Raw genomic sequence first — 23,766 nt, 5'->3', positions numbered from 1 at the left:
TTTCTCATACTAATTTCATTTCTGGCTCAAGAGGTTTGTATACAATCTGGCATTTAATAAAAAAAGAACTTACAATTGGGTTTTGTTAAAAGTATTGAATCAAAAAAACAAGATCGAATTTCTTTAGATTTTAATAGTAAATAAAAACATAAGAAAAGCAGTAATTCGTTTGATTTTTTTTGGGAATAATTATACTACATTTGAATAGTCAAAAATAGAAAATGTACTATTATAAAAAACTTCTAACAACTAAATAAAAAATGAAAAAAATAGCTATTATCTTAAGTATATCACTAACAATCTGTGCTTTATTTTTTAATTGTAGTAATGAACCTATCGGTTCCAGTTCAGATACAACCACGACAATTCCAACATTAACTTCCAGTCCAATTACAAATATTGATGCTACATCCTCAACTACTGGAGGAAACATCACTTCAGATGGTGGTGCTTCAATTACTGCTCGTGGAATTGTATGGGGTATAAGTCAAAATCCAACTACGGCAGATTCAAAGACTACCAATGGAACTGGAATTGGAAGCTTTAGTTCTTCAATTACATCTTTAACCGTAAATACAACATATTATGTTAGGGCGTACGCTACAAATAGCATTGGTACTGCTTATGGGAATCAAGTCTATTTCAAAACGATTAGTTCTAGTTCAATTCCAACTATAACAACTTCTGTAATAAGCAATATTAAGACTAATTTAGCTGACGGAGCAGGAAATATATCCTCAGATGGCGGGACACCAATAACTGCTCGAGGTATTGTTTGGAGCACAACTCAAAACCCAACTACGGCAGATTCAAAAACAAATAATGGAACTGGAACCGGAAACTTTAACTCTTCGATTACATCATTAACTGAAAACACTACATATTACGTTAGAGCTTATGCTACAAACAGTAATGGCACTTACTACGGTAATCAAGTGTCTTTCAAAACAATAACTTCTGGCTCGAGTTCAATTCCTACATTAACAACCTTAGCTATGAATAATATCACCCCTAATTCTGGTACTAGTGGTGGTAACATAACCTCAGATGGCGGTGCTTCAATTACTGCTCGTGGTATTGTGTGGGGTACAAGTCAAAATCCAACTACAGCAAATTCGAAAACAACAAATGGAACTGGAATTGGAAGCTTCACCTCATCAATCACATTATTATTAGCAAATACAACTTATTATGTAAGAGCCTACGCCACGAATAGCATTGGTACTTATTATGGAAATCAAGTTACATTTACAACAACAACAACATCCTCATCCACACCTTCAAACAATTCGTTTTTTGCTAAACTAGACGGTGTTCAGTTTGTACAAACCATACTTTATGCTCAAAAAATCAGCTTATCTAATAAGATTTCTATCGTCGCTAATAGAGGCGGTGGCGCTGAAGCAATTGGTCTTAACTTCCGTGCTGATATTACAGCTGGAACTTATAGTTTCTCAGCGTTTGGAGATTATGTGGGTCAATACACTCTAACGGCAGGAGACCCTGGTTTTGCTGCTGATTCTGGAACGCTTACCATATCATCTCATGACACTGCAAACAAAAGAGTTGTAGGTACATTCAATTTTACGGCTACCTCCCTTCTAGGTAGTGGTTCTCATAAAATCACTGAAGGTTCTTTTGATATTAAATATTAAAACTGATTCCTATTTTTTCGAAATCACAGCCCATAAAAAAAGCCACTCAAATCGAGTGGCTTTTTCAATATATTCAATTCAAGCTTATTTGCTCAAATACATTTTTCTTCTAGAGTACAATTCGTAGAATTGATCGTCTTTCAGGTCATCAATAAACAAGATGCTTTCTCCAGTTGACTTCATCTCTGGCCCTAATGCTTTGTTTACATTGTGGAACTTGCTGAAGGAGAAAACCGGTTGCTTGATAGCATATCCTTTCAACTGCGGGTTAAAAGTAAAGTCGGTTACTTTATTATGACCTAACATTACTTTAGTTGCATAGTTCACATACGGTTCTCCGTATGCTTTCGCAATAAACGGCACCGTACGAGATGCTCTAGGATTTGCTTCAATAATATAAACGGTATCGTCTTTTATCGCAAACTGTATGTTGATTAAACCTACAGTTCTTAAACCAAGCGCTATTTTCTTAGTATGATCTTTTATTTGTTGCATTACAAACTCACCAAGGTTAAAAGGTGGCAAAGTTGCATTACTGTCACCAGAGTGCACTCCGCAAGGTTCGATGTGCTCCATAATTCCTATGATATACACATTTTCTCCGTCGCAAATCGCATCTGCTTCTGCTTCAATCGCACCATCAAGATAGTGGTCTAAAAGCAATTTATTTCCTGGAATTGTTTTCAATAAATTGACAACATGCTCTTCTAGTTCCTGCTTGTTGATTACAATTTTCATTCCCTGACCACCTAACACATAAGAAGGACGAATCAATAATGGAAAGTCTAGTACATCAGCAAGAGCAGAAGCTTCATCAGCTGTTTCTGCAATTCCAAATTGTGGGAAAGGAATTTCCAATTCCGTTAGCAATTCAGAGAAACGTCCTCTGTCTTCGGCTAAATCCAGAGCATCAAAGCTAGTTCCTATAATTTTTATTCCATATTTAGATAACTTCTCTGCTAATTTCAAAGCTGTTTGTCCACCTAGCTGTACAATTACACCTTCAGGTTTCTCATGTTGGATAATATCGTAGATATGTTCCCAAAAAACTGGTTCGAAGTACAATTTATCGGCTGTATCAAAATCAGTCGAAACCGTTTCTGGATTACAGTTGATCATAATAGTTTCATAACCACATTCTTGAGCAGCCAATACTCCGTGTACACAAGAGTAATCAAATTCGATTCCTTGTCCAATTCTATTTGGGCCTGACCCAAGAACAATTATTTTCTTTTTATCAGTAACGATACTTTCGTTATCTACATAACGTGTTCCGTCAGCCTTTTCAATTTCGGCTTCAAAAGTCGAGTAGTAATAAGGTGTCTTTGCTTTGAACTCTGCCGCACAAGTATCCACTAATTTGAATATGCGATTGACATTCATTTTCATTCGCAAAGCGTGTATCTGACTTTCAAGACAACCTACCATGTGTGCAATTTGTCTGTCGGCAAAACCTTTTTGTTTCGCTTCTAGCAATAATTCTTTTGGCAAAGTATCTACTTTATACGTTGAAATCTCTTTCTCTAAGGTATAAAGCTCTTCGTATTGTTTCAAGAACCACATATCGATTTTAGTGATTTCATGGATACGGCTCAAAGGAATCCCCATGGCTATCGCATCATAAATCACAAAAACACGATCCCAACTTGCAAAAGTCAGTTTCTCGATAATTTGTTCGTAGTTTGTATATCCCTTACCGTCAGCACCTAGACCATTTCTTTTTATTTCTAATGATTGCGTGGCTTTATGCAAGGCTTCTTGAAACGAACGTCCAATTCCCATTACTTCACCAACCGATTTCATTTGAAGTCCTAAAGTTCTGTCAGCTCCTTCGAATTTATCAAAGTTCCAACGTGGTATTTTTACAATTACATAATCCAAAGTCGGTTCGAATAAAGCCGAAGTAGATTTGGTAATTTGGTTTTGCAATTCATCTAAGTTGTATCCCAAAGCTAATTTTGAAGCAATCTTTGCAATAGGGTAACCAGTTGCTTTAGATGCTAATGCCGAAGAACGAGACACACGAGGATTAATTTCGATTGCTACGATATCTTCTTTTTCGTCAGGCGAAACGGCAAACTGCACGTTACAACCTCCAGCAAAATTTCCGATACTACGCATCATCAAAATCGCATAGTCACGCATTCTTTGGAAAGTTGGATCAGATAACGTCATCGCTGGCGCCACTGTAATGGAGTCTCCAGTATGAATTCCCATAGGATCCATATTTTCGATTGAACAGATAATCACAACATTGTCATTTTTATCTCTCAAAAGTTCCAACTCATATTCTTTCCAACCCATTAAAGCTTTATCAATCAACACCTCATGAATAGGTGATGCTTCTAAACCTCTGGTTAAAAGTTCATCAAAATCTTCTTTTTTATACACAATAGCCGCTCCAGTCCCCCCTAAAGTAAAAGAAGGACGGATTACTAATGGGAAACCAAATTCCTGTGCAATCTCTTTACCTCTAAGGTAAGAAGTACATATTTCTGCAGGTGCAGATGGTACTCCAATTTTCTTAAGCAATTGTTTAAACTGCTCTCTGTCCTCAGTAATATTAATGGCGTTTACATCAACACCTATCATTCTTACTCCGAAATCCTGCCAAATTCCCTTTTCATCGGCTTCTAAACACAAGTTCAAAGCCGTTTGTCCACCCATAGTAGGTAAAACGGCATCGATTTGAGGATGCGCTTTTAGAATTTCAATGATCGACTTAGTCGTTAGGGGTTTCAAATAAATATGATCGGCCATGGATGGGTCGGTCATAATCGTTGCGGGATTCGAATTTATCAAGATAACCTCAATTCCTTCCTCACGGATAGAACGAGCTGATTGTGATCCTGCATAATCAAATTCACATGCTTGACCAATAACAATAGGTCCTGAACCTATAATTAAGACTGATTTTATGGAAGTATCTTTCGGCATTTTACTAAAATTATGTGTAGTTATTGTTGTAGTTCTTCTCTAATCCTTTTTACTGTAAATCAGCTAAATAGCGCTTTTAATTGTTACAAAAATCAGGATATGCTTCTAAAAAAAATAATAATTTAACGACAAGGTATAAAAAAAGGCGATACTAAAAAAAGTAACGCCTTATTTATGTTTATACAAACATTATTTTTTGTGTCTTGGTTCGCAAGAAACAGTCAATTTATGTCTTCCTTTAGCTCTTCTTCTAGCAAGAACTTTTCTTCCATTCGGAGTCTCCATTCTGTCCATGAATCCGTGCTTATTTCTTCTTTTTCTTTTCGATGGTTGAAACGTTCTTTTGCTCATTGCTTTGTATCTTTAAAATCTTATTTATATGTCTTCCCGTTTTTGAGTATCTGTTACCCTAAAACCGAGTGCAAATATACAAAGACTTTTTTTTCTCACAAGTAGTTTTGTAAAAATATTTTCAATTCATTTTACTATATTTGCGTTCATAAAACAAACTTACTATGTTTCACAAGAATATTAAACTTATTATCGCCGGACTTCTCGTAATTACTGGCATTTGGCAATTTACTGAAAACAATATCGGCAATGGAATTTTCCTTATATTATTGACTGCAATTCCAATTTTCCTTTATTTCAAAAACGAATTGATCCTTTTAGCATTCTTAAAACTAAGAAAACAGGATTTTGAAGGAGCAAAAAAATGGCTGTCTTTCATTAAAAACCCAGAAACAGCCTTAGTAAGAAAACAACAAGGGTACTTCAATTACCTACATGGAATCATGCTTTCGCAAACTAACATCAATCAAGCAGAGAAATATTTCAAGAAAGCAATCGAGTTAGGATTGTCTATGGATATGGATTTGGCTGTTGCCAAATTAAATCTAGCAGGAGTTGCGATGTCAAGAAGAAGAAAGCTAGAAGCGACTAACCTTCTAAACGAAGCAAAAAGACTAGACAAACAAGGTATGCTGAAAGAACAGATCACCATGATGAAAGGTCAAATGAAAAAAATATAATTCAAAAAAGGGTAAATAATTTTATTTGCCCTTTTTTATTATACTTTCATCAGCAAATAAAAAGTATTAAAAAACGCAGCTTCGCAGGTCTATTGAAAAATAGTAATTGCGAAGCTGCGTTTTTTTTATACAATCTAAAAGGAAAATACTCTCCCACCGTTTACTTTCGTCATTTTTCAAAGAGAAGAAATCCTCCAATAACCAATAAAGTCACTGCAAATACTCTCTTTAATATTTTTTGATCAATATGAATAGCCCATTTACTTCCGAAATAACCACCTACTACAAACACTAATGATATTATAATTGCAAAACGCCAATCTATAAACCCCGCTTTATGATAATTAAGTACGGCAAGCAAAGTAACTGGCGGTAATAAAGCCGCTAAACTAGTACCCTGAGCTTGTTGCTGTGTAAACCCCATCAATAACAATAGTGGAACCATTATAATTCCTCCACCAATTCCAATTAATCCGCTCAAAACACCAGCGGTCAAGCCAATGCACATTAACATAATTATAGTTTGAACTGTCATTTTCATGTCGTTTTAGATTAATATCCGCTCAATGGAATTTCAATTGTATATTTTTTATTCGTTGGATTCTCTAATTTTTTATCTCTGAGCCATGGATTATGAATTTTCAAAATCTTATAGTTTATCCCCTGCGCTTTCGCGAAATCAGCTAAGTCATTAATCGTAGTATCTACAGCGATTTTTTTGGTTGGCAACATGGCATACAATTCTTCATCTGCCAAGGAGAAACCAAATTTATCAGGATTTTTCATAATTTCTTTAAGTGCCAAAATTCGGAATACATAGCGAGATGTTTCTTCGGTAAGTAACAAATCATAGTAATTGGATTCTTTTTGGATATCCATTTGCTTGTTAACTCCTCCCATTCCGCCATTATAAGAAGCAGCAGCTAAAGTCCAAGTTCCAAATTTTGCTTTAGCAATCAAAAAATAACTACAAGCAGCTTGTGTTGATTTTTCTAAATCATAGCGTTCATCAACAATCTCGTTCACTTCCATCCCTCTTTCCTTAGCTGTTTCCGGCATAAACTGCCATACCCCCCTAGCGCCAGCACCGGACACCGCATTGACTAAACCACTTTCTATCACTGCTAGATACTTAAAATCATCCGGAATTCCGTTTTTCTTAAGAATGGGCTCTATAACAGGAAAAGCGCGGTTTGCTCTTTTTATCGCTAAAATAGTAGAAGCATGAAGATTTATGTTGACGATCAATTCCCGATCCAAGCGTTCTTTGACATCCGAAATTTTCAATGGTGTAGTTTCCCCGGCAAAATTAGCCGTAACCGGAAAATAGGGCGATACATATTCTTTTTCTTTATCCAGCTTGTCCTTCGACTCATATGTAGTTGCAAAAATCAACAGACCGCTAGCAAAAACTACCGTAAGGAGGATACTTATTCTTTCTATTCTTTTCATTTTTCTCATTTTTAGCATGTATATTAGGCAGCAAAAATTAGTCCACAGTTGTATTTGTTCCCAAAATAATAGCGCCCAAATTAGCATTAAACCACCTGTATTTATTCAAAATCATGATATGAGTTCCGCCTTTTACCACACTACATTCTTTGATATACTTTATTGGAAAAACATCATCCATATCACCATGAATATGGATTACACTTTCGTCAACGACTGTCCGATCCCAAAGAATCACTTTCTCTACCGCCCATTCTAAATAACCGATATCACGAACCGACAGAAATTTTTCATATAATTTCAATCGATGATTAATTTTTGCACCAAAAGAAAATTTAGCTAAATTCTCCAAATTTAATATCAAACTCATCGGAATGAGTTTGTAAGCTTTAGTGGTCTTAGCAATTTTCATTCTTCTGGGGAATTCTAAATTGCTTTTTACACTCGAGATGATGATTACCTTTCTCGCATCGATATGTTTTGCCATTTCTTGAACCAAAATACCACCAAATGAAACGCCAATCAAAACAGGATTCTCCTTTTTGATTTTCAGAGCAATTCTCTTGGCGTAATCGTCCAAAGATTCCTTAACCAAAGGAATCTCCCACTCTAGAAGATGTATTTCAAAATCAGCTTCCGGAAGTTGTATTCTCTCAAAAATAGCAGCACTAGCCGCTAATCCAGGCATAAAATAAACTGGTATTTTACTCATAATTGTGCTTCGATATTTTACAACAGATTACCATCTAATTATTACAAATTTCTGATAAAATTAATTTTTTTATTGAAACCAGCTTCGAATCTACCTTTATATTAGCATTAAATTATGACTGTTCCACTTTACAAATCTAAAACTGTGGTCGCAACAGCTATAGAGTCATTTTCTACTTTCCCGTCGAAGATTATTGCCCTTTGGGTCTAACATGGATTAAAATACCGAAACTTTACAACCGAAGACAAAATTGAACAGAGACAGACCGCTCATTCCATGAATACCTAAACGAAACTGTAGCTGTATAAACCAAAATTAACGTGCAACGACTATTGTTTACTGACAAAGAGAAGAGCGCCTCCAACATAGACGTTAAAATGATTTGATACTGATAATCAAATCAATACCTTTGTAAAGGTTGCCTCACTAAAAAAAACACCAGAAACGTAATATAGGTTCATTAACAAAACCCCTTTATTTATCTGCAAATTTTCGAAAATACCACAACCATAACACACAATGTTGACTTCACGAAGGAGAGTGCTTATCTGTTTTCTCACTTGTAGTGAATAAATGGTACAAGCGTATTATAATAGCGATAGATAATCATGGATATATTTAATTTGAAATAAAACCAACACTAAAATTAAAATACTATTGGTTGAAACGCCAATGAATCTTCAATAATAAAATTGGGCGAATATTAGTCCGGTCACAAATACTTAAACAAACAATATGGAACAATCTATTATCATGGAAATCAAAGACAATACTTTCGCAAGACAATTTGAAACTACAGTAGAGGAAGGGTTAGTTTCAGTTGAATACTCTTTTCAAGAAAAAAAGATATTTTTGACAAAAATAAATACTCCAGATGAATTTGACAACGAAGAGTTTGTCTCTCAGTTACTATCTGAAATAATGGCCATTGCCATTGAACGAAAATTAAAAGTAGTTCCAATACTTCCAAAAATCGTGGTTTTTTTTAAAAAAAACCCTATTTACAAAGAATTACTTCCCCCAGGAATTAGGCTTTAAGAAAAAAGCGGCTGTATCATTTAGTATGTTTAGCCGCTTTTTTTTACTAATGTCTAGTTTAGCAACAAAAGGCACAAGAATCAACTTATGCCTTTTTTATAATTTTATAAAAAATTATTTTTCTATTTCTTTCATGCTATCCATTTTCTTGTGTGCTAAGAAACCTGTAATATCTTCAAAATGCTCTACTACTCTTTTATTTCCAAATTCAAAAACCTTTGTCGCTAGTCCGTCAAGGAAATCCCTGTCGTGAGAAACCAAGATCAAAGTCCCATCAAAATCACGTAGTGCATCTTTAATTATGTCTTTAGTCTTCATGTCCAAGTGATTTGAAGGTTCATCCAGAATCAACAAGTTAACCGGTTCCAACAATAATTTAATCATTGCTAAACGTGTTTTCTCTCCTCCTGAAAGGACTTTAACTTTTTTAGTCACATCATCTCCGTGAAACATGAAAGCTCCTAAGATATCCTTTATTTTAGTCCTAACATCTCCTACTGCAATATCATCAATGGTTTCAAAAATAGTAGCATTTTCATTTAATAAAGAAGCTTGATTTTGAGCAAAATAACCAATTTGCGCATTATGACCAATCTCAAGACTTCCTGCATCAATACCAATTTCTTTCATGATGGCTTTAATCATAGTCGATTTACCTTCGCCATTTTTTCCAACAAAAGCTACTTTCTCACCTCTTTCAATAACAATATTAGCATCCTTGAAAACCACATGATCTCCATATGCTTTGGACAAGTCTTTTACAATTACAGGATACTGTCCCGAACGAACCGCTGCAGGAAATTTTAATTTTAATGCAGATGTATCTACTTCATCCACCTGTACTATAACCAACTTTTCTAACATCTTAACACGTGACTGAACAGCATCCGTTTTAGAAAACGTTCCTTTAAAACGGTCAATAAAAGTTCTATTGTCTGAAATCATACGTTGTTGTTCATCATATGCTTTTTGCTGATGAATACGTCTGTCTTTACGCAATTCTAAATAATGAGAATACTTCGCTTTATAATCATAAATACGTCCCATAGTAACTTCTATAGTTCGATTCGTAATATTATCAACAAAGGCTCTATCATGCGAAATTACAACAACTGCTTTCGCCGAATTAATCAGGAAGTCTTCTAACCATTGAATACTTTCAATATCCATATGATTCGTAGGCTCATCTAGTAATATTAAATCCGGTTTTTGCAAAAGGATTTTAGCCAACTCAATTCGCATTCTCCAACCTCCTGAAAACTCAGAAGTTTGTCTTGTAAAATCTTCGCGAACAAAACCCAAACCGATTAGTATTTTCTCTACTTCAGCTTCATAATTTACTTCTTCAATTGCATAGAATTTCTCGCTTAAATCAGAAACACGCTCAATCAACTTCATATACGCATCACTTTCATAATCTGTACGAATCGTCAATTGCTCGTTGATCTCATCTATCTCCGCTTTCATACCGAAAATTTCACCAAATGCTTTAGAAGTTTCTTCCATAACAGTAGCTCCGTCAGTAGTCAACAAATGCTGAGGCAAATAAGCTACTACAGCCTCTTTAGGTGCCGAAATATTCCCTGTTGACGGTTTGCTTTGCCCTGCAATAATTTTAAGAAGCGTTGATTTACCCGCTCCATTTTTACCCATTAAGGCAATCTTATCATTTTCATTAATAGCAAAAGAGACGTCGCTAAAAAGGGTGGTTCCACCAAACTGTACTGAAATATCGTTAACTGTAATCATTGAATTGTAAATTTGTAGATTCGGTTATTCGTTACATTGAAAACCGATTTGTTTTAAAAAGTGCAAAGATAGATTAATTAAGTAATTTGTCTACAATAAAATAAAAGCTTCTAGAAACAGAATAAAATCTGATCTCTAGAAGCTTTTAAAGGCAGTAGCAAAATATGAACTACTCTTCTTTATTTTTATTTATCGTATTCCATATATGCGCATTTGAAACACCAATATCTTCTGGATTAAATACAGGGTCTTTGCCTGCCTTTCGTTGTTTTTCGTAATCCTTCAAGGCCAATAATGCTGGTTTTTGCAGCAGAATAATAGCAATAATATTAAACCAAGCCATTAATCCCACTCCTAAATCTCCAATATTCCAAGCTAATTTTGCCTGATTAATAGAACCATACATAATAACTACCATCATCAATACCTTAAGTAAGTGACTGTAAATAGGAGAATTTAAATTCCTTGTCAAATAAGCGATATTTGTTTCTGCTATATAGTAATAGGCTAATATCGTTGTAAATGCGAAGAAAAATAACGCAATAGCTACAAAGTAAGAACCAAAACCAGGAAAAACACTATCCATCGCGCTTTGTGTAAACCCAGGTCCTGCAGAAACGTTTTCTGCTCCTTGATATAAAAACTGCGTAGCACCATTGGCTCCTAACACAGGATTTTGAACATTGTATTTACCAGTAATCAGCAACATAAATCCAGTCGCCGAACAAACTAATAAAGTATCGATATAAACCGAGAATGATTGCACCAGACCTTGTTTAGTAGGGTGCGAAACATTTGCTGCGGCAGCAATATGTGGCGCTGTCCCTTGACCCGCTTCATTAGAATAAATCCCTCTTTTTACACCCCATTGAATGGCTAAACCAAAAACAGCTCCAAAACCAGCTTCCATATTAAAAGCACTTTTGAAAACTAAGGCAATAACCCCTGGAAGTTGATCGATATCGATCGCTATGATTACCAATACTATTAGAATGTAACCAATAGCCATTATCGGAACCACGAATTCAGTAAATTTGGCGATTCTTTTTACACCTCCAAATACGATAGCTCCAAATATTAACGCTACCACTACTCCTGATTTCCAAGTCTCTATTTCAAAAGCATTCTGTATTCCGTCTGCAACAGAATTAGCTTGAACACCAGGTAACAATACACCAGCAGAAACAATAGAAACTATCGCAAACAAGATACCAAACCATTTCACGCCTAACCCTCTTTCAATATAAAAAGCAGGTCCACCACGGAATTCACCTAAATGTTTCTCTTTATAAATTTGTGCTAAAGTTGCTTCTACAAAAGCAGTGCTTGCTCCTAAAAAAGCAACCATCCACATCCAAAATAAAGCTCCAGGTCCTCCAAAGGCAATCGCCGTAGCTACCCCAGCAATATTCCCAGTACCTACTCTACCTGCTAGAGACATTGATAATGCCTGAAAAGAAGAAACTCCAGACTCAGAACTTTTACCATCAAATAACAATCGGAACATCTCTTTGATATGACGCACTTGCAAAAAACGTGTTCTTATAGAAAAATAAAGCCCCGTTCCTAAACACAAAACGATTAAAGCATTACTCCAAACAATATCATTTAATACTCCAATAATCTCTTCCATAAATATATTTTACATTAATAATTATCAAAAAAATAGCAAAACAAACGTTTTGCGACTTTTTTTTTATAAAACTATAACATATCAGCAAAAAAAACTAACGAACAGCTATATAAAATAACAAAAACTGATTATTTAACTAAAAATCAAGCACTAATAAAAAGAGCCGTTTTTAAACAAAAATCTGTTTTTTAACAGTAATTACCCACAATATTAAAACAATTATCAAAAACCAACCACGACCACAACAAAAAAATGCTTCATTACTATATAATGAAGCATTTATACTATTTTTTAATCTATCAAAGCAATTACTCTTTTCTCCATTTTTTACTTTCCTCAAAAACATGCTCTAAAATAGCAGCTTCTTTCTCATCAAAATCTACATTCCTGCGACTCATAACGATTCTTGCCGTTTCAAATGCTTTTTTAGTGATGTATGTAGAAAAACCCGAAGCACCACCCCAAGAAAAACTAGGTACAAAATTACGTGGAAAGCCACTGCCAAAAATATTTGCACTAACCCCTATTACAGTTCCTGTATTGAACATGGTATTAATCCCACACTTACTGTGATCTCCCATCATCAAACCACAAAACTGCAGTCCTGTTTTAGCAAAACCTTCCGTTTCATAACTCCATAATTTTACTTCTTCGTAGTTATTTTTCAGGTTAGAGTTATTACTGTCTGCGCCAATGTTACACCATTCTCCAAGCACTGAATTTCCTAAAAATCCATCATGTCCTTTATTAGAATAAGCTGAAATGACCGAATTATTTACCTCTCCACCTATCCTTGAATAAGGCCCTACGGTAGTAGCACCATATATTTTAGCCGCCATTTTAACCACAGCGCCTTCACACAATGCAAACGGCCCACGAATTACAGAGCCTTCCATAATTTCAGTATCCTTCCCTATATAAATAGGCCCTGAAGTAGCATTTAAAGTCACAAACTCTAACTTAGCACCTTCTTCGATGAATATATTTTCATGTCCAAGTACATTGACACTTTTCGGAATTGGTTTTGATTTTCTGTCTGCAGTTAAAAAGTCGAAATCTTCCCGTATAGCTGCATCATTTTTTGAGAAAATATCCCAAGTATGCATCACTGTTATACAGTCCTCATTATACTCAATAATCTCGTATGAGTCGAAATCTACCTCTTCCTGATTTTCATCTGTATAAAATGCAACAACTTCTTCTCCTTTAAAAATAACCTGATTTGGCCCTAAGTTACTCACCATTTCAACCAAAACATAATTAGGAAGAAAAGAAGCATTAATCATCACATTCTCTTCTAACTCCACCATCGGATATTTATCTGATAAATATTCCTCCGTTAATGTTGTGGTAGTAGACCCCAAATGCATTTCCCATTTTTGACGAATCGTCATAATCCCAATAAGAATATCAGCTACAGGACGTGTAAATGTAAAAGGCAATAAGGCATTTCGGGCGGGTCCGTCAAAAAGTATATAATTCATAAAATATTTATTTGTGAAGAATCAAGTCTCGACTTGACCGTACATTAATTTGTTTTAAATAAAGCGCAAAGTTACAAAGTTTTCAAATAGATAAAAATAAAAAAAGCCTCCCGATAAGGAAGGCTTTAGTGTATTTGAAAACAAGCTAAGATTATTTAACGTGTTTAGCGTATTTAGTTTTGAACTTGTCAATACGTCCTGCAGTATCGATAAGTTTGTTTTTTCCTGTGTAAAAAGGGTGAGACGTTCTAGAGATCTCCATTTTCACAACTGGGTATTCAACACCATCAACTGTAATTGTTTCTCTTGTATCCGCAGCAGATTTAGTGATAAAAACGTCTTCATTTGACATGTCTTTAAATGCAACTAATCTGTAATTTTCTGGGTGCGTACCTTTTTTCATCTTTTTTATTTGTTTGGTTATAACTTGTTTTGAAGCTTTTCTTTCGACAGAAAAGGTGTAAACTCATTATAACTTTTTGTTTTACACTATTATTTTGAGTGTGCAAATTTACAATTATTTTTCAATAAACAAATCTTTGTTTCATTTTTTTTATTAAATCGTAAAAACTGTTTTTTGTAGCCCAATATATTGGGAATTGTTATATTTGTGGATTAATAAATAAAGTCTCTATGGAAAAAAGTGTATCCCCAGCTAAGTCTGGACTAGTATATGGTGTATTGTTTGGTGTTATAATGGTTCTGGAATTCGTTATTATGTACATAATAGGAATGCGATCCTTAGTAGGCACAAGTGCCGGAGTGATCGTAAATATTGCTAATTACCTCGTACTACCCCTTCTATTCATCTATTTGGGATGTACTAATTACAAAAAGAACCTAAATAATGGCTTCATCTCCTTTGGTGAATGTCTAAAAACAGGCGTTTCTATCACCTTTGTCGCTGCTTTTATCTATGGTACCTTTAACATTATATTCAACTATATGTTTCCAGAATTCATAAACGAGATGATTTCTATTTCTAAAGATGAGATGCTCAAACAAACTCCTAATATTTCTAGTAAGGATATGGAAGTGGGAATTGCAATGATGAAAAAATTCATGAACCCTTTAATTGTCCTTCCGGTAACACTTGCGATGTATTCGTTTTTCGGATTAATATATTCAATGATTGTTGGTGCAATTGTAAAAAACGAAAATCCTCAAAGCCTGTAATTAATGAATTTATCCATACTTATACCCCTTCTTAACGAGGAAGAATCACTTAAAGAGCTTTATACTTGGATTATTAAAGTGATGCAGTCGAACAATTATTCCTATGAAATCATCTTTCTAGATGATGGAAGCACCGACAAATCCTGGTCGATTATCGAAGAATTTGCGGCCGAAAACCCAAATGTAAAGGGAATTCGTTTCATGAAAAACTTTGGTAAATCTCAGGCTTTACATGCTGGTTTTGCTAAAGCCAAAGGCGATGTCATTATTACAATGGATGCCGACTTACAAGACAGTCCTGAAGAAATTCCGGGCTTGTACAATATGATTACTACCCAAAATTTTGATTTAGTTTCTGGATGGAAAAAGAAGCGCTACGACTCAGTGGTTGCTAAAAATCTTCCTTCAAAATTATTCAATTGGGCAGCCAGAAAAACGTCTGGTGTAGAACTGAATGATTTCAATTGCGGGCTAAAAGCCTATAAAAATATAGTGGTAAAAAACATTGAAGTTTCGGGTGAAATGCACCGATACATTCCTGTTTTGGCAAAAAATGCTGGTTTTGGAAAAATCGGAGAAAAAATAGTGCAACACCAAGCTCGAAAATATGGGGAAACCAAATTTGGAATGGAACGTTTCATCAATGGATTCCTGGATTTAATTACGATTTGGTTTCTTTCACGATTTGGAAAAAGACCAATGCATTTATTTGGAGCCATGGGATCGCTAATGTTCATCATTGGGTTTTTATTGGCGGGATACATTGGAGTTTCAAAACTATACCATATGTATACTAATATGCGCTATAACTTAGTAACTGACAACCCTTGGTTTTTTATTGCCTTAACCACAATGGTATTAGGTACCCAATTATTTTTGGCAGGATTTCTTGGCGAAATAATTTTACGTACTAAAAGCAACGAAGAGCGTTATAAAATTTCAAGCGAGGTTAATTTATAATTTGCCCTAGCCCTGATAGAAGTAGGAATCCTTTTATGCTGGGGTTCAGCATAAAAGATTGTAACGGATAGCAGGATCAGCTCCTAAATTTGAACTAAAAACTTAAAAATATATAGAAATGGAAATTAAACAAAACATTTTAAATGCGGTGAACGAATGGTTAACTCCAACATTTGACGCAGCAACACAGCTAGCAGTAAAAGAATTAATAGCTGGTTCTCCAAAAGAACTAGAAGAAAGTTTCTACAAAGACCTTGAGTTTGGAACTGGTGGAATGCGAGGTGTAATGGGCGTAGGAAACAATAGAATCAATAAATACACCCTTGGAAAAAGTACGCAAGGACTTTCTGATTACCTACACAAAGCTTTTCCTAACCAGCCTTTGAAAGCTGCTATCGCTTATGACTGTCGTCACAATAGTGATACTTTAGCAAAACTAGTTGCTGATGTTTTCTCTGCCAATGGTATCGAAGTGTATTTATTTTCAGAATTGAGACCTACACCAGAATTGTCATTTGCTGTTAAGCATTTAGGATGCCAATGCGGAATTGTACTTACAGCATCACATAATCCTCCTGAATATAACGGATACAAAGTATACTGGGAAGATGGCGGACAAATTGTTCCTCCAGAAGACGAAGCTATTATAAATGGTATCGAAAAGCTAAACTTCAATCAAATTAAGTTTGAAGCTAATGAAGATTTAATTCATTATATAGGTGCAGAAGTCGATGCCGCTTTTATAAAGTCATCTATTGAAAACGCAAGTTTTAATACTCCCGCTGAAGCTAAAGAGAACTTAAATGTCGTTTTTACTTCATTACACGGAACTTCTATAACTTTAGTTCCAGACACTTTATCACAAGCTGGTTACAGCAATGTGCATATTGTAGAAGAGCAAAGAGTTCCAAACGGTGATTTCCCAACTGTAAAGTCTCCAAATCCAGAAGAGCCGGAAGCTTTGACAATGGCGTTAGCTTTAGCTGATAAAACAAATGCTGATATAGTTATTGGTACTGATCCTGATTGTGACCGTTTAGGTATTGCTGTTCGAAATAATGAAGGTCAAATGACTTTATTAAACGGAAATCAAACCATGATTTTGATGACTGCTTTTTTATTAGAAAAATGGAAAAATGCAGGTAAAATAAACGGAAAACAATTTGTTGGATCAACGATTGTTTCTACTCCGATGATGATGGAACTGGCTACAAACTACGATGTAGAATGTAAAGTGGGTTTAACCGGCTTTAAATGGATTGCAAAAATGATCAAAGATTTCCCAGAGCAGGAATTCATTGGTGGTGGTGAAGAAAGTTTTGGATACATGGTAGGTGACGCAGTGCGCGATAAAGATGCCGTTGCCGCTACCCTATTAATATGTGAAGTAGCTGCGCAAGCTAAAGCGAAAGGAAGTACTGTTTATAAAGAGCTACTGCAATTGTATGTAGAAAATGGATTTTACAAAGAATTCTTAGTCTCTATTACTAAAAAAGGAATGGAAGGATTGCAAGAAATAAATCAAATGATGATTGACTTGCGCGAAAACCCATTAAAAGAAATAAACGGACAAAGAGTAATTATAGTCGAAGATTATCAATCCTCTGTAGCTAAGAACTTATTAGACGGTTCAGAAAGCGCAATGGACATTCCAAAATCGAATGTACTAATCTATTACACAGAAGACGGATCTAAAATTTGCGCAAGACCAAGTGGAACGGAACCAAAAATAAAATTCTACATCAGTGTCAATACAATATTAGATGATGTTGCAGACTTCAAGGAAGTAGAAGCTGTTTTAGATCAAAAAATTAAAAATATAATTACTGCAATGCAATTGAAATAATGGATAAAAGTTTATTAAAATTACTTCCTTATACAAAACCATATAAGTCACATATCATCTGGAATGTAGTCTACAATGTTTTATACGCATTGTTTAGTACTATTTCTATGCTTACCCTTCTCCCAGTGCTTGAAGTACTTTTTGGTAAAACAAAAGCAGTACTAGCTAAACCAGTGTATACTGGAATAGGAGATATAAAACAGTTTGGTACTGATTATATGTATTTTCAAATTTCATCATTAACAAAAGACAACAGCATTCAAGTTGCCTTGTTATTTGTTGTTTTAATGGTAATTACTACATTTTTACTTAAAAACTTATTCAACTATTTGGCATCACATCATATTATGCACCTCAAGAATGGTGTTTTAAGAGATTTGAGAAAATCAATGTATAATAAAATTATAGAATTACCTATATCTTACTATTCTGAAAAAAGAAAAGGAGATATCATGGCTCGTATGCTTGGTGATGTCAACGAAGTGCAGAATTCCTTTTTTTCTATTTTAGAATTAGTTGTAAAAGAACCGCTTACTATTATTTTTGCATTAGCAACGATGTTTATCATAAGCACAAAACTGACTTTATTTGTTTTAATTTTCATGCCTATTTCAGGATGGATTATTTCAAAACTAGCCAAAAACCTTAGAGCTAAATCACTAGAAGCGCAAAAAGAAAGTGGATTCCTGATTTCTATTGTAGATGAAACTTTAGGAGGATTAAAAGTAATCAAAAGCTATAATGCCGAACCTAATTTTAAAAACAGATTCGATGATTCAGTAACCCGCTTATTAAACTTAACGAACAGTATAGGAAGTAGAAATAATTTAGCCACGCCATTAAGTGAGTTTCTGGGAGTAACAACCATAGCCGTTTTACTTTTCTATGGTGGTAATTTAGTTCTTATCGAAAAAACCTTAGATGGATCTGCTTTTATTGTCTATCTGACATTGGCATTTAACATCCTTACCCCGGCAAAAGCAATTTCTAAAGCGTCGTATTCCGTAAAAAATGGATTAGCAGCTGCAGAGCGCGTCTTTGAAGTTCTAGAAGTGGAAAACGAAATCACATCCAAAGAAAATGCCATTGTAAAAAATACGTTTGAGTCTGATATCACAATTAAAAATATCAATTTCAAATACGAAGATGAAAATGTATTGAAAGACTTTTCACTTCAAGTTAAAAAAGGGCAAACCGTAGCACTGGTAGGACAATCCGGAAGCGGGAAAAGTACCATTGCTAATCTATTGACTCGTTTTTATGACGTTAACGAAGGAACTATTACTATTGACGGCACGAACATACAAGACATGAACTTGCAGTCGCTTCGTGGATTAATGGGACTAGTTACACAAGATAGTATCTTATTCAATGACACTATAAAAGCGAACATTTCAATAGGAAAACTAGATGCTACTGACGACGAAATTGTTGAGGCGCTGAAAATCGCTAATGCTTATGAATTCGTAAATGAGTTGCCAAAAGGTATCCACACTAACATTGGCGACAGTGGTAATAAACTTTCTGGTGGTCAAAAACAAAGACTTTCTATCGCTCGTGCCGTATTGAAAAACCCTCCAATTATGATTTTGGATGAGGCTACATCAGCATTGGATACAGAGAGTGAAAAATTTGTACAAGTAGCTTTGGAAAACATGATGCAAAACAGAACATCAATTGTCATTGCACACCGTCTTTCAACCATTCAAAAAGCAGACACTATTATCGTGATGCAAAAAGGAAAAATTGTAGAGCAAGGAAATCATGACGAATTAATTGCTTTAAACGGAATGTATAATAAATTAGTTAATTTGCAGTCATTTGAATAATAATTCAAACATAACTAATTTATTTTTAGACTTATAAAAAAATAACATGAAAAGAGAATATTTTGGAATGCTGTTTATAATAGTTTCTGTTAGCTTTATATTTGCTTTCGATTATATTTTTGGAGAGCAGATTGTACAAGAGTATATTTCTAAATTTATTGTAATTTGGATTCTAATTGCTTTTTTTGTTGGTCAATATTCCATGCGATTTCCGAAATCTATTTAAAATGTATCTAGACAATCAAAATATAAAACTTCCAGAAGATCCTGACACCATTGTCTGGAAGTATTTGGATTTGTCTAAATTTTTGGATTTGTTAATGTCTCAGAAACTTTTTATGTCACGTTCTGATAAATTTGAGGATCAATATGAAGGTACTTTTAGCGAACCTACTTTTGAAGAAATCAGAAAATTATCGATCGACAATCCTGATTTTTTAAAATTTTACAAAATACACCGTGAAAAGGTAGCCATCAGCAGTTGGCATATCAATGAATATGAATCTTTTGCTATGTGGCAAATATTCACCCAAAACAGTGAGGGACTAGCCATACAATCTACAATTGGTCGATTGCAAAACGCACTAACTCCTGAAAACAATTACAAACAGTATATTGGCGAGGTGAATTATATTGATTATAAAAAAGAATATATCCCTTTTGACGATATGTTTTTCCCTTTTTTATTCAAACGAAAAAGCTTTCAGTACGAGCGTGAAGTCCGAATCCTATCTGATGTATCCGAAAACAACATTTCACTTAATGATGGACTTAAAATTAATGTAAACATAGATCAGTTGATTGAAAAAATTTACATCCATCCAAAATCAGAAAACTGGTATAAAGACCTTGTCATCAATTTAGTAAAACAACTTGGCTTTGATTTTACTATTGAAAAATCAGATTTAGAGAGCGATATACTGATTTAGGGGTTTACCTATATTCTAAATTGGCTCGTAATTAATTACTTTCCATTCATTATTTGACAGATCGATGTAATTGTACTGCACCACATCATTCTTATCAAACTGTCCATTTTTATTAGTGTCTTCAACCGTTCTAAAATACAAACGGTTTTTAGAATCTATTAAATTCCAATCAATCAGTTCCTGAAAATCCTCTGACACTTTTGTAAAGCGCTTGCCGCTAATATCACTTAAGTACAAGCATTTAATATCACTACTATCTAATTTCCCATCCCTATTTGTATCCGTATCAAACATGGTGTACACCATAATTTGTTTTTTGGCCCTATCAGAAACAGATTTCAAATAAGTAGCTGTTTGTATTAAAGCTGGTTTATCCGTTAATGGTCGTATCGAATCAGAATCAGTCTTTTGAAACTTTAAGTTTTGCAAATAGCCCGTAATCTCATTTTCTCCATAATTAGAAATCGTAAAACTCAAATCAATCACACTCGAAGAGCCATATCTTGCTTTCGTTCCTCTTTCATAAACTCTCAAATCTCCTACAGGATGAATCAAATAATCAGTGCCTTCCATTTGAATAGGTAAATCAGAAATAGCTACTTGAGTAGAGTCCACTTTAGAAATTCCTTTTCCTTTATTGGCAGCATCATAAATTACTTTAGGTTTTTCCACTTCCTGCTTACAACTTGCTAAAAGCAAAACGGTGATACTTAATAATGCTATATGTAATTTTTTCATGATGATGTACTATTAAAATAAATCCAAATGTAATGAATTTTAAAAACGGTTCTGATATTTATAACTATTTTATATGATAAAACGAATGGTTATCCTAATGACTATTCATCCTACCCTATAATCTAGCACTCAACTTAACATTAAAAACACGCGTAGTCATATAATTGGGAATTGCATATTCGTTCTTAGAATAAACATCACGCACCCAGGTATTGGTAATCGCATTTTGATTATTAAATAGATTAAAGATTTCTAATCCTATGGCAAGCTCTTTAAAATTTCCTAACCAATTTGTTTTTGGTTTTCCTATAGTATTATCCAACAGCACTTTTGAAAACCCAACATCTACCCTACGATAATCATTTAATCTATTTTGATACAAATAAGGATCAGCATAAGAAGGAGAACCTCCCGGCAATCCAGTATTGTAAACCAAATTCAAATATATTTTAACACTTGGAATATTAGGCATATAATCCTGAAACAAAAGTCCGAATTTCAATCTCTGATCAGTAGGCCTAGCGATATAACCTCTATTCTCGCTGTTTTCTTCTGTTTTTAGATAACCAAAGCTAAACCAAGACTCAGTTCCGGGAACAAATTCTCCGTTCAACCTAAAATCAAGTCCCTGTGCGTACCCTTTGGCCACATTAGAAGCAGCATAACGTATTCTAACATTATCAATTGTATAGGTATTTACATCCGTAAGTGACCTATAATACAACTCTGAAACCAGTTTAAAAGGGCGTTCCCACATTTTAAAACTATAATCGTTGCTTAGTACAAAATGAATGGATTGTTGCGCTTTTACATTAGGCTGAACCACACCGTCAGCATCTCTGAGTTCTCTATAGAATGGCGGCTGATGATACACACCCCCTGAAAGCCTGAAAACCATATCCTTTTCCCAATCTGGTTTTATAGCAAATTGTGCTCTGGGACTAAAGGTCGTTTGAGCAGACCCATTGACATTCCCGCCTGTAACTTCCCAATTATGGATTCGGACTCCAGCATTGTACCAAACTTCACTGTTGCCTATCTTGTCTTTTCTACTCCATTGCCCGTAACCCGAAAACCTATTGATTGTATTAAAATTGGTGGCTCGTACATTTTGGTACGGAACTAATGGCCCAGTATAAGGAGAATATGGTTGGTCATTTCTAGGTAAATCAATAATTGGAGGGTTTATAGAGAAACCAGCAGAATCAATTACTTCCCACTCCACTACTCTATCCCGAATCGATTCACGGGTATATTTAACTCCCCATTCCAATTGGTTTTTTCTCCAGTCGTGAAATCCTTTTATTTCGGTATTTATGATTAACGCATCCAAATCATTTCGAGCATGATTAAGTTGACTACCAATACCTCGGGTGAAAGCTACGTCGCCATAGGTATCTGATCCAATATTTGAATCCACTTCGCCTAAACGATATTGAGCAAAAATATCAAAATGTTCTTGTTCCAAGGTATGAAAAATAGAACCAATAAACTTTAATGTAAAAGTATCTGCTGCTTTGAATGTTGTTTTTAAAGCACCAAAATAAGTATCGTATTTATCCTTTTCTTGACCTTCATAATACACCGTAAGCGCCATCGGGTTATCTATGGTTCCAAATTTGGTTTCTCGTGTTAAGGGCTGGTATTGGTATTTATTTTGAGAGATGTTCCCTAGAAAACTCCACTGCCATTTTGCTGAAGCCTGATAATTGATATTCGTTTGCACGTCGACAAAGGCGGGAGTGAAATTAGTTTGCGTATCCTGGCTATTGACTAAAAGACTGTTATTTCTATAGCGAACTCCGGTAATTGCTGTCCACTTTTTATTTTTTGAAATAGCATCTACTGACAGGCTTCCGCCAAGAAAACTCGCTTCAACTGTAGCGCCAAATTGCGTAGGCTTTCGATACGTAATATCTAAAACCGAAGATAATTTATCCCCAAATTTTGCTTGAAAACCACCTGCCGAAAATTCTACGTTTTGAACCAAATCAGTATTGGTAAAGCTCAGCCCTTCCTGTTGTCCAGAGCGAATTAAAAAAGGGCGATAAATTTCGATTTCATTTACATAAACCAAATTCTCATCGTAATTTCCACCTCGAACAGCATACTGCGTACTTAATTCATTATTCGAATTAACTCCAGGAAGTGTTTTTAAAATATTTTCGATACCGGCATTGGCTCCGGGAATTTTTCGAATAACCTCAGGTTCGATCGTGGTAATTCCTTGAATTTGCTTCCTATTGTTTGTAGTTACTATAATTTCACCCATTTGCTCTTCCCGATTATTCATAACCAAGTTGAACTCGTAGTCCTCATCTGTTTTTAGGGTAAGATATACCGTTGCTTTCTTTAAAGAAACGTGGCTAAAAACGATAGCTACTCTTTGGTTTAAAGGCACCTTGACAAGATAAAATCCGTTTTCATTAGATTGTGTTCTACTTCCTGAAGCGGTAATATTTACATTTTCTACCGGTCGATTATTTACATCGAGAATAACTCCCTTAATGCGTGCGGATTGCGCAAACAAAGGCAAACTAATCCAAAAAGTAATAAAAACAATGATTATTTTATTGATACTCAAGATGTCTGTATAT

20 protein-coding genes are annotated in these 23,766 nt (G+C 34.7%); 9 read left to right on the top strand and 11 right to left on the bottom strand.

The features are described from left to right. Window positions 1-260 precede the first annotated feature (260 nt). On the top strand, window positions 261-1,655 hold the full coding sequence (locus tag BLV35_RS15870; RefSeq protein WP_091092495.1) for a hypothetical protein: 1,395 nt from the start codon (window positions 261-263) through the stop codon (window positions 1,653-1,655). A gap of 84 nt (window positions 1,656-1,739) precedes the next feature. Here BLV35_RS15870 and carB read toward each other — a convergent pair whose 3' ends face one another. Further along, the gene (gene carB, locus BLV35_RS15865) at window positions 1,740-4,592 is read right to left on the bottom strand and encodes a carbamoyl-phosphate synthase large subunit (protein WP_091092492.1); all 2,853 of its coding nucleotides are present in this window, start codon (window positions 4,590-4,592) and stop codon (window positions 1,740-1,742) included. A gap of 189 nt (window positions 4,593-4,781) precedes the next feature. Further along, entirely contained in the window at window positions 4,782-4,943 is a 162-nt protein-coding gene (gene rpmH / locus BLV35_RS15860) for a 50S ribosomal protein L34 (RefSeq protein WP_074723512.1), read from the bottom strand. 164 nt (window positions 4,944-5,107) lie between these two features. Here rpmH and BLV35_RS15855 point away from each other — a divergent pair, with 164 nt between their 5' ends. Next, window positions 5,108-5,623 carry a hypothetical protein gene (locus BLV35_RS15855; protein WP_091092490.1) on the top strand — a complete coding sequence of 172 codons (516 nt, stop codon included), beginning with the start codon at window positions 5,108-5,110 and terminating at the stop codon, window positions 5,621-5,623. A 169-nt stretch (window positions 5,624-5,792) separates the two neighbouring features. Here the strand turns inward: BLV35_RS15855 and BLV35_RS15850 are convergent, their stop codons facing one another. From BLV35_RS15850 to BLV35_RS15840, 3 genes are read right to left on the bottom strand one after another with little or no spacing between them, the layout of a single operon-like run. Then, window positions 5,793-6,158, bottom strand: a complete 366-nt coding sequence (locus BLV35_RS15850; RefSeq protein ID WP_176980638.1) for a sulfite exporter TauE/SafE family protein — start codon at window positions 6,156-6,158, stop codon at window positions 5,793-5,795. 17 nt (window positions 6,159-6,175) lie between these two features. Continuing rightward, on the bottom strand, window positions 6,176-7,075 hold the full coding sequence (locus tag BLV35_RS15845) for a lytic transglycosylase domain-containing protein (RefSeq protein ID WP_091092757.1): 900 nt from the start codon (window positions 7,073-7,075) through the stop codon (window positions 6,176-6,178). A 37-nt stretch (window positions 7,076-7,112) separates the two neighbouring features. After that, window positions 7,113-7,787, bottom strand: coding sequence for a lipase family protein (locus BLV35_RS15840; RefSeq protein ID WP_091092485.1), 675 nt, complete (start codon window positions 7,785-7,787; stop codon window positions 7,113-7,115). Between the two features lie 753 nt (window positions 7,788-8,540). Between BLV35_RS15840 and BLV35_RS15835 the strand changes: the two genes are divergently transcribed. Next, window positions 8,541-8,825, top strand: coding sequence for a GNAT family N-acetyltransferase (locus tag BLV35_RS15835; RefSeq protein WP_091092755.1), 285 nt, complete (start codon window positions 8,541-8,543; stop codon window positions 8,823-8,825). 114 nt (window positions 8,826-8,939) lie between these two features. On the opposite strand, the gene BLV35_RS15830 is transcribed toward BLV35_RS15835, so the two are convergent. The 4 genes from BLV35_RS15830 to BLV35_RS15815 form a co-directional block, all read right to left on the bottom strand. After that, on the bottom strand, window positions 8,940-10,574 hold the full coding sequence (locus BLV35_RS15830) for an ABC-F family ATP-binding cassette domain-containing protein (RefSeq protein WP_091092483.1): 1,635 nt from the start codon (window positions 10,572-10,574) through the stop codon (window positions 8,940-8,942). Between the two features lie 169 nt (window positions 10,575-10,743). Beyond that, window positions 10,744-12,207, bottom strand: a complete 1,464-nt coding sequence (locus BLV35_RS15825) for an alanine/glycine:cation symporter family protein (RefSeq protein WP_091092480.1) — start codon at window positions 12,205-12,207, stop codon at window positions 10,744-10,746. A gap of 308 nt (window positions 12,208-12,515) precedes the next feature. Beyond that, window positions 12,516-13,691: a GlmU family protein gene (locus BLV35_RS15820; protein ID WP_091092477.1), complete on the bottom strand. Its 1,176-nt coding sequence runs from the start codon at window positions 13,689-13,691 to the stop codon at window positions 12,516-12,518. Window positions 13,692-13,842: 151 nt separating this feature from the next. Beyond that, window positions 13,843-14,094 carry a type B 50S ribosomal protein L31 gene (locus tag BLV35_RS15815; protein ID WP_091092475.1) on the bottom strand — a complete coding sequence of 84 codons (252 nt, stop codon included), beginning with the start codon at window positions 14,092-14,094 and terminating at the stop codon, window positions 13,843-13,845. 230 nt (window positions 14,095-14,324) lie between these two features. Between BLV35_RS15815 and BLV35_RS15810 the strand changes: the two genes are divergently transcribed. The 6 genes from BLV35_RS15810 to BLV35_RS15785 all read left to right on the top strand — a co-directional run bounded on the left by BLV35_RS15810 (window position 14,325) and on the right by BLV35_RS15785 (window position 20,431). Continuing rightward, window positions 14,325-14,867, top strand: a complete 543-nt coding sequence (locus BLV35_RS15810) for a DUF4199 domain-containing protein (RefSeq protein ID WP_091092472.1) — start codon at window positions 14,325-14,327, stop codon at window positions 14,865-14,867. Between the two features lie 3 nt (window positions 14,868-14,870). Next, window positions 14,871-15,827: a glycosyltransferase family 2 protein gene (locus BLV35_RS15805; protein ID WP_091092470.1), complete on the top strand. Its 957-nt coding sequence runs from the start codon at window positions 14,871-14,873 to the stop codon at window positions 15,825-15,827. 118 nt (window positions 15,828-15,945) lie between these two features. After that, the gene (locus BLV35_RS15800; RefSeq protein ID WP_091092467.1) at window positions 15,946-17,673 is read left to right on the top strand and encodes a phospho-sugar mutase; all 1,728 of its coding nucleotides are present in this window, start codon (window positions 15,946-15,948) and stop codon (window positions 17,671-17,673) included. Next, entirely contained in the window at window positions 17,673-19,502 is a 1,830-nt protein-coding gene (locus BLV35_RS15795) for an ABC transporter ATP-binding protein (RefSeq protein ID WP_091092465.1), read from the top strand. Before BLV35_RS15800 ends, BLV35_RS15795 begins: the two co-directional genes overlap by 1 nt. 46 nt (window positions 19,503-19,548) lie before the next feature. Next, entirely contained in the window at window positions 19,549-19,728 is a 180-nt protein-coding gene (locus tag BLV35_RS15790) for a hypothetical protein (protein ID WP_091092462.1), read from the top strand. A 1-nt stretch (window position 19,729) separates the two neighbouring features. Then, window positions 19,730-20,431, top strand: coding sequence for a DUF2971 domain-containing protein (locus BLV35_RS15785; RefSeq protein ID WP_091092459.1), 702 nt, complete (start codon window positions 19,730-19,732; stop codon window positions 20,429-20,431). 15 nt (window positions 20,432-20,446) lie between these two features. Here BLV35_RS15785 and BLV35_RS15780 read toward each other — a convergent pair whose 3' ends face one another. Both BLV35_RS15780 and BLV35_RS15775 read right to left on the bottom strand, forming a co-directional pair. Beyond that, on the bottom strand, window positions 20,447-21,169 hold the full coding sequence (locus tag BLV35_RS15780) for a hypothetical protein (RefSeq protein ID WP_091092457.1): 723 nt from the start codon (window positions 21,167-21,169) through the stop codon (window positions 20,447-20,449). Window positions 21,170-21,284: 115 nt separating this feature from the next. Further along, the gene (locus tag BLV35_RS15775) at window positions 21,285-23,753 is read right to left on the bottom strand and encodes a TonB-dependent receptor (RefSeq protein WP_176980637.1); all 2,469 of its coding nucleotides are present in this window, start codon (window positions 23,751-23,753) and stop codon (window positions 21,285-21,287) included. Window positions 23,754-23,766 lie beyond the last annotated feature (13 nt).

The organism is Flavobacterium gillisiae (assembly GCF_900107635.1).
Lineage (GTDB): Bacteria > Bacteroidota > Bacteroidia > Flavobacteriales > Flavobacteriaceae > Flavobacterium > Flavobacterium gillisiae.
Note: the sequence above shows the minus strand (reverse complement) of the source record. Positions and strands in the feature narration are given on the sequence as shown.